Origin of the sequence: Ningiella ruwaisensis (assembly GCF_004798935.1) — a bacterium.
Taxonomy (GTDB): Bacteria; Pseudomonadota; Gammaproteobacteria; order Enterobacterales; family Alteromonadaceae; genus Glaciecola; species Glaciecola ruwaisensis.
Genome location: NZ_RAHT01000002.1, coordinates 515,880 through 527,721, shown reverse-complemented (window position 1 = coordinate 527,721; position 11,842 = coordinate 515,880). Strand labels below are relative to the sequence as shown.

The 11,842-nt window shown below is 44.3% G+C and carries 6 protein-coding genes; 1 reads left to right on the top strand and 5 read right to left on the bottom strand.

The window, feature by feature from the left end; translation table 11 throughout:
* Window positions 1-76: 76 nt before the first annotated feature.
* Genes D6V41_RS05755 through D6V41_RS05745 form a run of 3 tightly spaced genes read right to left on the bottom strand, consistent with a single transcriptional unit; the run spans window position 77 to window position 3,843 of the window.
* On the bottom strand, window positions 77-316 hold the full coding sequence (locus tag D6V41_RS05755; RefSeq protein WP_136250513.1) for a helix-turn-helix domain-containing protein: 240 nt from the start codon (window positions 314-316) through the stop codon (window positions 77-79).
* A 39-nt stretch (window positions 317-355) separates the two neighbouring features.
* The gene (locus D6V41_RS05750) at window positions 356-2,572 is read right to left on the bottom strand and encodes a peptidase domain-containing ABC transporter (protein ID WP_136250512.1); all 2,217 of its coding nucleotides are present in this window, start codon (window positions 2,570-2,572) and stop codon (window positions 356-358) included.
* Window positions 2,572-3,843, bottom strand: coding sequence for an HlyD family secretion protein (locus D6V41_RS05745; protein ID WP_136250511.1), 1,272 nt, complete (start codon window positions 3,841-3,843; stop codon window positions 2,572-2,574). The genes D6V41_RS05750 and D6V41_RS05745 overlap by 1 nt, the downstream gene beginning before the upstream one ends.
* A 313-nt stretch (window positions 3,844-4,156) precedes the next feature.
* On the opposite strand from D6V41_RS05745, the gene D6V41_RS05740 reads away from it, so the two are divergent.
* The gene (locus tag D6V41_RS05740; RefSeq protein WP_421907634.1) at window positions 4,157-4,828 is read left to right on the top strand and encodes an acyl carrier protein phosphodiesterase; all 672 of its coding nucleotides are present in this window, start codon (window positions 4,157-4,159) and stop codon (window positions 4,826-4,828) included.
* A 17-nt stretch (window positions 4,829-4,845) separates the two neighbouring features.
* Here the strand turns inward: D6V41_RS05740 and D6V41_RS05735 are convergent, their stop codons facing one another.
* Window positions 4,846-8,142: a S41 family peptidase gene (locus D6V41_RS05735; protein ID WP_136250509.1), complete on the bottom strand. Its 3,297-nt coding sequence runs from the start codon at window positions 8,140-8,142 to the stop codon at window positions 4,846-4,848.
* Between the two features lie 71 nt (window positions 8,143-8,213).
* A complete protein-coding gene (locus D6V41_RS05730) occupies window positions 8,214-11,588 on the bottom strand; it encodes an amidohydrolase family protein (protein WP_136250508.1) in 3,375 nt (1,124 codons plus the stop codon).
* Window positions 11,589-11,842 lie beyond the last annotated feature (254 nt).

The following is an 11,842-nucleotide window of genomic DNA, read 5'->3' as shown; positions in this document are numbered from 1 at the left end:
TACGAGATCTGTGCAGCTAACAGTTATTTGTTAATTTGCTCAGATCTCGTCGTGGATTTATCATACTGCGAACAACTTATGCGGCCTCAGGAAGTTGAAGCAATGCCTCTTGTAGCATCCTATAATGCAAGGCAATCAGACCATGACGGCTTCTAACGCCTGTTTTGCGATAAATGTTATGGCAGTGAAACTTCACTGTGCGCTCACTGATGAAAAGGGCTGAAGCGATCCGTTTGTTTGGTAATCCCTCTAAAATCTTTTCAGCGATTTGTTTTTCACGTTTTGATAGTAAGTTAGTTTGAGTAAGTAATGACATAGTAATCTCCTTGTTGTGTCATTTATTGATGTCGCTTTTTCATTCTTTTTCGTGCTTGTAGCGAGCAATATTCCTGCTCATTTGCCGCACGCGCACGCCTGAATGGTCAAGCTCGATGATATGCTGCGCACTTTCGATAGTGGCACGTCGGTGCGCAATCATAATTTTGGTAATATTTAGCGATTGTAAATTTGTATTGAGTGCCTGCTCATTTGCTTCGTCCAAGTGACTACTGGCTTCATCCAGAAGTAAAATCTGAGGCCGTTTATATAAGGCGCGGGCGATTAATAAGCGTTGTTTTTGTCCACCTGACAGAGCATCGCCCATATCCCCAATAGTGCTTTGGTACTGCATGGTCATTCGCATGATGTCGTCGTGCAAACATGCGGCCTGTGCACATGCCACCACTCGATTGACATCGACCCGGGTATCAAACTGAGCAATGTTTTCCAATATACTTCCGCTAAGCAATTGGTCGTCTTGCATCACAGCTGCAATACCAAAACTTCCTCGATTTTCTGCGCTTAAGATGCGTCCCTCAATTTCAATTTGGCCTGAAGAAGGGCTGAGTAATCCACTTAAGCAATACATGAGCGTTGATTTACCACACCCGCTTGGGCCCGTTATGGCAATGCTTTCGCCTCGCTTAATGGTGAGGTTTATGTTGCTGAAAATGAGCGGTGCGTCTTTTCCATAGCGATATGATATATTTTTAAGCACAATATGAGCGGTGCTTTGCTTGTGCGCCTTATCTTCAGCATTTTTGATTGCACCCTCCAGTACCGGTAAAGATTTACTGATGTGGCGAGGCAGTTCGGGTGCTTCAAGCACAACATCTGATACGCGCTCTAAATGGACTGAAATGAGCTTAAAGTCTATCCAGGTATCTACAAGACGACTGATTGACTCAATAAATCGACTTTTGTAACTCATAAATGCAAAGAGCATCCCCACACTCAGACTCTGTTCAAGCACTAAAAGCGCCGCCAGATAAATGATCACAAGATTCTCAATACCAAAAAGCAGCTTATTTAAGGTGGAAAAATGAATATTCCACTGTGCGAGTCCTATGTTTTTATTGGTTGCGGCTGAGAGCTTATCAAGCCACTTGCTGTGTGACTGGGAAGCGCTGTTGTTTAGCTTCAGGGTGCGAATAGCACGTACAGACTGCATAAAAAAGCTTTGTTGCTCAGCGTGTAAATGAAGCGCCTCTTGGTTAAGTCTGCGAATAGGATAAAACAGAAACCATCTTAGCAAAGTGTATAAAACGACTGCTACTAATACGGCGCAAGCGAGCTTAGCCGAATACAGAAACAGCACCGCAAGGGTAATAAGTGCCAGCAGTCCGTCAAGCAAAGCGGTAACAATTCCTGAAGCTATCATTTCTCGAATGCGCTGTACCGATTCAAAGCGGCTGACAATATCGCCAATATGACGACGCATAAAATAAGCCATTGGCAGGGAAAGCAAATGCGCAAACACGCTTGATGAAAGAAATATGCTAAAGCGCGTTGAAAAATGCAGCATTAAGCGTTCTCTTACAAACTGCGTAAAGGTATCGATGATGAGTAAAAGCGCAAAGCCTAAAGCTAGCGCAAGTAGCAGGGATTCATCTGCTTTTACCAAGACATCGTCCACCACCGTTTGCATGTAGAACGGGCTGGCAAGCGCGAATATTTGCAAAAGCAATGAGAGTAAAAATACCAGAGCCAGATTGCGCTTTATGCCAATGATATTTTGAGCAAAATCACGCAAACGCAATCCTTGTGCAGGCTTTACCTTGCTAAAGTCTTGGTTTGGGCTTAATTCAAGTGCAACGCCTGTAAATCGTTGATCGACTTCATGCATGGGAACAAAGCGTTTGCCAATCGCAGGGTCGGCAATAATAATGCCTTTCCTGTTTACTTTGCATAGCACAACAAAGTGGGAAAAATCCCAGTGCAGTATGGCAGGGCAGGAAAGTTGATTTAATTCATCAATCGGAACTTTTAATGCTCTTGCACTTAAATGAATACCATTTGCCTGCTCAATGATCTGCTTTAAATTGACACCTTGACCATCGCTTGCGCATCGAAGGCGCAACTGCGCCAGCGATATTCCATTGCCATAATAATTAGCAATCATGGTCAGGCAGGCGATTCCGCATTCATTGGCTTCGTTTTGCATTACAAGCCGGACATTTCGCTTAAATCCAAACTGCAATTTTTTAAACGACAGACCATTGGCTGGCATTGACTGATTGAAAGATGTACTCATTACAATTCTCCCTTAATGCTGTAAAGCGGTGCCATTAACCATTCAAATAAAGAACGCCTGGAGAGGATGACATCAGCTTGCAGGCTCATTCCCTCTTTTAACTTAACAGCATCTCCATGGGCTATCACAAAGTCTTGAGGTAAGTCAGCCTGAGCCAGAAATACCGGCTCTTGAATGGCAAGCGGGTGTGAGCGTGTTTCATTTGGCAATAAAATAGTGCGTTCAATCTGCTCAAGACTGGCGTTTAGCATGCCGTATTTTTGATAGGGAAATGCATTGAGTCGAATGCGCAGCGTCTGTCCCTTTGCAACCAAGCCTCCAGTACTGGCGGGAATTGCCAAGGTTGCTCTAAGTTGCTGCTCAACAGGAGTCACTTTGAATAAAACCGGATAATGCGCCAGGTCAGCCCCATCCAGAACATGCAGATTGCTGATTACACCATCAAAAGGAGCATAGAGAGTGTAAAGCTCTTGCTTGTTTAATTCGTTAATTGCTTGCTGTAATCGAGATTCTTCTTGCTTACTTCGTGCTTCAACCTGCTGAATTTGCTGCTCAATTTGTGCATGTTGTATTTTCAACTGTTGCAGGGAGTAATGAGTCTCAGCCTGCAGATCATTCAGTTGTACTTGCTCCTGCTGTTTACTTAGCAGTTGCTGCTTAAGCTGACGATGCTGATGGCGGGAAATCAGATTCTTCTCGGCAAGCTGCATTAAATTGACATGCTCCTCGCTTAAGAGAGTAATCTGCTCTTCTAACAGTATGTCTCGACCCAATATGCGTTTAAGCGAATCCTCCAGGTTCTGGGCTTGCATTAAAAGTGCTTGTTTCTGATTGATTAACTCATTGATTTTGGCATTGTTTAGTTCTTTAAGGCTGAGGATTTGGTCTTTTACTAACTGACGGTGAGTGTGCGAAAAGTCGGTATCCAGCAACACTTTATTCGCTCGTCTGATAACCACCACTGCCTGACCTTTTTTCACATGCTGGCCATTTGTGACCAATACCTCATGTACAATTCCGGAGGCTTCTTTTGGACTAATTGAAATGCTTGGTTTGTTCGCGCTGATATAACCACTGACAGTAGTCTTTTCGGTAAACTCATGCTGCGTCAAAAACCAGCAAGCGGTAGCCACCCATATTAAAATAAATGCAGATAAAACACTGTGTCTTAATTTTGGTAAGACTAAGGTTTTGCCAAGCCTATGTTCATGCGCTGCTTTAAGTGCATTTTCCCTATATAGACTCTGATGAGATTGCTGTTGAGCTTGCATTCTTATTCCGCTTCGTTAAGTACCGGTTATCTGAACCGTCAAATGAATATATGCCTAGCCTAGCGAATGCGGTGCTTGGGGCGCTTGTAATTTTCAGACCCTCGTTTTGAAATATCAGACAGCCTAAATTTTTTATTTCTATAACCGGAGGGCGCACACAAGTGTGCGCATTAGCGTTTAATTACTTAAGGGCGCAATATACTTCCGTCTTTCGTGCTATGATCTTGATCGTGTCACAAGGCATTACAGGTTTGCTTTCAGCGATTGTTTTCAGCAGAGTTTTTAAACTACTTTTTCAAAAAAAGGACAGCCAATTAACTATCTTGCGCATATTCATCTTGCCCATACTGCCAATAGCAGCAAGCTTGGTAATTTTATGGGCGATTTTGTGAAGGGTAGTCAATACAGGGACTTACCGGATGAAATTGCCAGGGGCGTTCTTTTACATCGTAAAATAGATGCATACACAGATGCACATCCTTTAGTTATGGTGCTAAAACGTAAATTTCCAGACGATTTGCGCCGAGTTTCAGGCATTGTTATTGATGTGTATTTTGATCATCTTCTTTGCAAATGCTGGAACGCGCTAGCTACACACAGTATGCAAAGCATGCTGGATGCCTTTTACAGTGAATTGGAAGATCCGATGTTCGGTTTTGATAAACAAGATAGCTTAAAACTAAGCAAGCGCTTTATTCAGGTAAAAGCGAGTCTCATTGAGTATCGGTGGTTAGAAGACTATAAAAAAATCGATGCAGTTGAGCGAGCGCTTGCAAGCATTGAGGCTCGTTTGGCTAAACGCCTGAAAGCCCGAGCGCTTGAACACAAATCTGAAGAAGTGGTATTTGGAAAAACTGCAATGACATTTTTATCAAATAATGCTCAACACTTTGAGAATGTGTTTCCAGATTTTTATCAAGATGTGCAGATATTTGCAAAAAATAAGGCGACTGAGCTAAGCGCAGTCGCCTTTAGAAGTTCTTAAATTAAACGATAAACGCGCTAGATTGATTTAAGTAATTCATCTACCGCTCTTTTAAGCTGAGGATCTACCCCTTTAGCCTTATAGGCCGGTGGATTGAATACCTCAATATCGGGTTTCGCCGGCACGCGCTCCATGTTTTCGCCGCTTTCTTTTACCCACCACCCTCTAAACGGCATGCGTACAATAGAGCCATCAACTAATCCATAAGCGCCGGTAGATATCACCGCGCCGAAAGTTGGTCTACCTACCAATTTGCCTATCCCGAGGGCTTTGTAAGCATGAGAGAAAATTTCTGCATTTGAATAGCTATTTTCGTTGCTCATGGCTATAGACGGTTTTGTCCATGCTGAAAGCGGTAGACGCTCTGCAAAAGGATAGTTTTCTCTAAAGCGTTTGTGATTCTTATTTATATCATCCGTAGCGCCTCGAGGAATGGTATAGGCATGCTGTTGTACATTAAGTACTGCCATCAAATAGTCGGTTGTCCAGCCACCACCATTGTAGCGCACGTCTATTACAATCCCTTCTTTGCCGTATCCGGCTGCCATGAGCTCTCGTTCAAATCTCTCAAAGCTTGACCAGTTCATGCCTCTGATATGCAAATACCCTAGCTTGCCATCTGAGTATTTCTCGGTCAGGCGTCGACGTTCATCAACCCAGGCATCATAAAGTGCATCACTTAATGAATCTGTCGGCCAAATCACCAATTCTCTGTTTTCACCTGAGCGAATGACGTTCAGTAGCACTGGCGTATTTATTGTATCGATAAGCGTTGAGTAGAAGTTGCGGTCACTTACGCTGGTTTGATTGACCGCTGTTATCACATCACCCGCCTGAAGCTGACTTTCCACTCTGTCTGCCGGACTATCTGAAAGCACTGATAGCACTTCAAAGCCTTCACTGGTGGGCTTACCCTCAATTCCAAGTAAACCTGTGCGCTGACGCTGGGTTTGTTTCTGATTTTCTCCTCTAAACATACCCATGTGACTGGCATTAAGCTGTCCAAGCATCAAATTAAAGATGTATTGAAAATCTTCTTTGGTAGAGGCTTTTAATGCCAGGGGGCGATATTTTGCTTTTAAGGCTTCCCAGTCCTGACCATGAAACTGTGGGTCGTAAAAACCTGCGTTAAGTGCGCGCCAGCCTTCATCAAAAATCTGGGCCAGCTCCTGGGCGTGGTCAATTTTGACTTGAGAGCTTACGTTAAGCGCCGTGACCTTATCATCTTTGGTAGAAATCTGATTAATTCTGCCGCCTTTGGTTAAGGCAAAAAGATTTTTACCCGAGCTTTCTAAAATGAGTTGACGAACTTCACCGTCATTACCGATAACGGTTTTTTTATCCTCGCCATCCCATTTAATTTTGTAAAGATTTTGCTCAGCTTCAAAGTTTTGACGACCTGCTCCGCCAGTGGCGTAATAAATATGCTCACCGTCTTTGCTAAACAGCATTTGCGTTTCATTGCCTGCAAATGAAGTGACTTGTTCAAGACGCCTATAGATGCCGTCAAAATCAATTTTAATGGCTTCTACTGCTTCTGCTTTTTCGTCAGCATCTTCGCTATTTTCTGTATCATCGCTCTCGACATCGTCTTTTTCCGATTTTGCTTTTTTGTTTTTGGGTGCGTCGTCCTTCATGAATTCTTTGCGACGCCACTCCTCTTTAGAACGCTGAAAATCCTCTTCGGTCAACCACGCAAACCAAATGTCGTAGTCGCCGTTATTGCGCATTGAAACAAAGCCAAGCTTACTACCATCAGGGCTCCATACCGGATTACTGTCATACTTAGGGTGCATGCTTATGTTTACCGGCTTTTTGGAATTATCCGCTGCATGTATATACACTTCTTCGTTAAAGTTTAAATCCGAAAGTGAATAAGCAAGCCAGTTGCTATCGGGTGACCAAGACACACGCGAGGGAATATCCCAGCCGTCTAGCAGTGTTGTAACGCCTACAAGCTGTCCGCTTTCGCTTATTCCAGACGTACGCAAAATGCCTCGGTTTTGGCGAAAGGCAATCTTTTTGCCATCAGGAGAAACAACGGGATCAAACTCTTCAGCCTGAGAATCAGTGATTGCAGTTACTTTATGTTTAAGTGAAGTAAACAGGTTTTTATCTGATTCATCATCGGAGGTAAGTAAAAAGAGATCGTTTTGTCCGTTTATGTCTGAAACAAACACCAAGGCATTATCGTTAAGCCATGCTAAATCTCTATCGCGCTCTGGACCCTCAGTAAGTCTTACACTTCGTTTGTCTTCTTTATCATTTCTTGTGACATAAATATCGCCGCGGATCACGTAGGCGCTTAGTTTGCCATTTGGTGAAACGGCATACTCGTCTACCTCGTTGGTCATGGTTTTTGCAACTACCGGATCAAATCGAAAATCGGAAGCAACATTGATATTGATGAGCTGTTTGTCGGCGGCTTTGCCTGCAAGTGGCTGGCGGTAAACTTTGTCACCTGCCTGATAGACGAGTATGCCGCTTTCGTCAGCATTGTTTGACGTAAGGCTAAAATGGTTAACACCAAAGCGCTCTTCATTGGTGATTTTTTCAAACTTTGGTCGTCGCGCATCAACCGAAGGCGTGTGATACACATTGTATTTCCCGTCTCTGGCCGAGATAAAATACAAACTATTGTTCCCCGACCATTTTGGCATAAAGTCATTGCCGTCAAAGTCAGTAAGCTGCTGGTACTCATCTTTGGCGATATCGTAAATCCAAATATCGCGATTGGCCGGTCCCTGGTAAGCCTCACGTGCGATGCGATTCGTACCGCGAACAAAGGCTACTTTTTTACCGTCAGGAGATAGGCGAGCTTCAAAACCCAATGCATCCATAAATCGAGATTCAGTGCGCTTGCCATCACCGCTCACCGACAGGATTTCCCACTCCCGCTCAACTTGCGCATAGGTGCGGCGACTATTAAAGAGGATGTCGCCTGAGGGAGTGAAGCTTGAAATTGCGTCATTTGCAGAGTGATAGGTAAGCCGCTGTGGACGTCCACCGTCCTTTGGCATCACAAAAATATCCTGGTTACCAAAGCGGTCACTGCTAAAGCCAATTTTGCTGCCATCTTGCGACCAAACGGGTGCGCCGTCATAACCTTCATGAACGGTAAGCCGATCGGCGCGGCCTCCTGCTATCGGTACCGTCCATATATCACCTTGATAGCTAAAAGCGATATGCTCCCCATTTGGGCTTACCTCTGTCTCTAAAATCAATGGAGAGGACTCCTGAATCACGCTTTGCGCGCTAACTGCAAAAGACAGGCTTGCGAAAAGCCCAAATAAACTGCTTGCGAGTAACTTCATAACTTACCTTGCTGTCGTAAATTTTTTAATTTTTTAATTTTTAAAGCCAATTTTTAAACCCGGTTTTCAAATTAATGCACCCAATGATAACGCTGGGCTTTTTCTTCCATCTGTATGCGCGTTTCTTCTGGCATAAACATCTGGTTATTGGCCTCAAAGAAAAATGGTTTACGCGTATTTTTACTGCCTAGTTCATTCATCGTGGCTGTTTCAAACACCCGTCCATTGATAATAGTATGCGTGACGTACTCACTGCGTTTGATGTCACTGAGTACATCACCATCAATAATCGCCATGTCGGCTAATTTACCTACTTCAATGCTGCCAATGCTTTTGTCCATCCCTAAATGGATAGCGCCGTCAATGGTTCCCCCTCGAATGGCTTCCCAGGGTGTAAATCCACCTTGATGCATGATCCATAGCTCCCAATGTGCGCCCAAGCCCTCCCGTTGACCATGGGCACCAATCATCACGCGCACTCCTCTATCGCGAAGATGTTTGGCGTATTTAGCTACTTCAATATGATTGTATTGATTATCAGGCGCAGTAGGCCGACGGATAGAGCGACCATCTACTAAAAAGTGGGGCACGTAACGCATTAAGCGCTCGTTCTTCCATACCTCTGTACGGTCGTAAAAATATTCTTCGCCCATCAGCCCGCCAAAGGCCACGACAAATGTTGGGGTATAGCCAAATTGAGTTGCTTGCCACAGTTGAGTTAAATCGTCGTAGCCTCTTGGAATAGCAAGATTATGCTCCAATCCTGTATGACCATCGACCAGCATCGACATATTTTGTTGAGGCTTGCCGCCGCCCTCGGGCATTACCATCATACTTTGCTTCTGTGCGGCTACAAGCACTTGCTGACGCTGATCGCGACGAGGCTGGTTATAGCTTTTGACTGAAATGGCCCCCAAGTCTTTTAATCTTTGTACATGGTAAAACGCATCGTCGTAATTATTGATAATTGCTTTGTAACCCAGCGCCTCAGCGCCATACAAAATTGTCCCAGTTGAATATATACGCGGTGCTACAAAACCGCCTGCTCGCTGAAGCTCAGCTGCGGCCATAATTTCTGTCGTATCATTTGAGGGATCGTGAATGGTGGTTACCCCAAAGGCAAGGTTGGAAAATTGTTCCCAGTTTTGTTGTGGGATAATTTCATTGCTCCCTTGTGCGCCATGAGCGTGCGCATCTATTAAACCCGGGATAATGGTTTTACCGCTGGTATCCAAGGTTAAAGCATCGCTGGGGATATCAAGATTATCCAATTCAGAAAGCGTGCTTATGGCACTGATACGATTGCCTTCAATTAGCACCACGGCATCTTCAATCACTTCTTGTTGATTGTTCGCATCGCGCATGGTCACAAGCGTACCGCCTTTTAATACAGTAACTTGGTCCGGGCGGTCAAATTCATGTGTAAATGAAAGCGAAATTCCTTCTGTAACAGGCTCAGGCAACTGACTATCAGCATCGCCGGCTTCTTTATTTAAAAACGCAAAGGCTTTGTCTAAGCTACGTTCAAAGTAACGAGGCCCGTGAGACCATCCGACAGTGTTGCTATTATCGCGCCACGTCATGTAGTTCCCTGCACGGGCAGAAAGCTGTTTGACCGGCAGCACAGTAGCATCTGGTCCGATACTCAGCGTTTTGCTCACTTCGGTAAACGGCATAACGTAGGTGTTATATTGATGAACAAACGCGACAAACTTCCCGTCAGGTGAAAGGCGATACTCACTGACTTTATCCCCTCCATCGAGATGTACTTTTTTATCTTCTCCTGCCAGGTTTACACTTACGAACTGGGTTTCAGGGTAACCATTAAATTTGCTTTCGGTAAAATAAACACGTGTGTTAGTTGTACCTGTGTTTGAGTAACCAAAATGCGGTTCGATGCCACTTTTGGCAATACGAGTGGTCGTTTCTTTATCAAGATTGAGTACGTAAAGACCAGGCTCGGTAGAATAGGTCGGGTCTAGCAGGTAACCACCGGTGACTTTTCGATAGGCAATAAGCTTTGCATCAGTTGAAAAGCTTGGTTCAATGTAATGACCGGGTTCGGTACTGACTACTTTCCCTTTGCCACCGCGAGCAGAAACAATGCGTATGCTGCCTAGCTCCTGATCATGCCAGGTGGTATAAACAATTTGCTTTCCATCCTGTGAATAGCGCGGGTAGTATTCATCGTGTTCATTTTGCCTGGTAAGGCGTTTTACTTTTCCTGACGCGATATCTTTTACATAAAGCTTGCCCAAGGCTTGAAACAGCACTGATTCGCCATCGGGTGAGCGCTGTGCCCAACGTATGGCTTTAACCTCAAATTCATCGGGGGCAACATCAACTTCAAAGCGCAGCGCATCAGCATACTGAAGCTCAGTATTTACCTTTACATCGAGTGTGGTAAGCGATTTATCTGCTATATCGAGCCGGTGGAATTTACCGCCCGTCCAAAAAATAATAGCATCGCTGTCTGGAGTCCAGTCAAAATAGGCAAAGTAGCCTTCTGTACCAAAGCCTTCCTGCATATCTCTTTCAAGTTCTAAAAAGAGCGGCTTTTCAAGGCCCGTATCCAATTCTTTTAAAAATAAGGCCGTTTTGTTTTTAACGCGCCGGATAAATGCAAGGTATTTGCCATCCGGTGAAGGGGTAGGGACAACTGCACCACCAGTGCCGCTTATAAAGCGCTCTTCTTCGCCGGTTTCCCGGTCATAGCGGGTAATTGCAAAGATGGATTTAAGTGGATCGCGATTATATTCAAACTGAGAGCCTGGCGAAATATCGTGGGTAAAGTAAATGTAGCGTCCGTCTGGTGAAAAGGCGGGATCTGCAATATTTTGCTGTTCAACTTTGCCATTTTCGCGCTCTTTGATGGCAATACCGCTTCCGCCTGAATGATGATATAGCCATATTTCGCCGGCAGGAATACTCCTTGACGAAACGATACCTTTTGTAACGACTAAATACTCGCCATCAGGTGACCATTTAGGTGCATGGATCAAATTTTTCTTTTCATTGGTAACCTGTCTTAGATTGCTTCCATCAATATGCATCACCCATGCGTTTGACAGCCCATCCCGGTCAGAAATGAAAGCGACTTTTTTGCCGTCCGGACTCACCGAAGGGTGAATGTTCCACGCAAAATCTTGCGTCAGCGCTTTTGCTTGTCCACCTTCACTATCCACAATAAAAATATCGCCAAGCATATCAAACACGAAGTGCTTACCGTCTGGTGTGATATCAAGGCTTGACCATGTGGTTTCATCAGTAGAAATATTAATGCGATTTAGCGCCATAGGCGGATTAAGCACATCCCAGTTTTCATGTGGAGACTCTGCTGTTTCTTCGCTACTTGTATCAATAGATTCTTGTGCAATATTTGAAAAACTTATGCTGGAAGCTATTGCGAAAATACTTAATTTTGTCCATAACTGTCGTCGTTTCATATTCATTCTTATTATGTTTATTAGAGCGGTGAAAACGCTATATTTATCCTCTGCCGACCAAAGACTGCGGCAAATTAAGGCAGGGGGAAGCAAATTTGAAAGACGCTGTGAACCCATCCATGGGCGCTCGACGAAATCATCCATGATTTCGACGCTTTCAAACTTGCTTCCCCTTGCCTTAACGCCTTGTATCTGGTCAGCAGAGGATAAAAAACGCCATGCGCTAAGGCAGTTTCAAAACAGCTTCGACGCAT

Coding starts and splice junctions, on each gene's coding strand:
- D6V41_RS05755 (WP_136250513.1), bottom strand. CDS start 316: ATGTCATTACTTACTCAAACTAACTTACTATCAAAACGTGAAAAACAA.
- D6V41_RS05750 (WP_136250512.1), bottom strand. CDS start 2,572: ATGAGTACATCTTTCAATCAGTCAATGCCAGCCAATGGTCTGTCGTTT.
- D6V41_RS05745 (WP_136250511.1), bottom strand. CDS start 3,843: ATGCAAGCTCAACAGCAATCTCATCAGAGTCTATATAGGGAAAATGCA.
- D6V41_RS05735 (WP_136250509.1), bottom strand. CDS start 8,142: ATGAAGTTACTCGCAAGCAGTTTATTTGGGCTTTTCGCAAGCCTGTCT.
- D6V41_RS05730 (WP_136250508.1), bottom strand. CDS start 11,588: ATGAAACGACGACAGTTATGGACAAAATTAAGTATTTTCGCAATAGCT.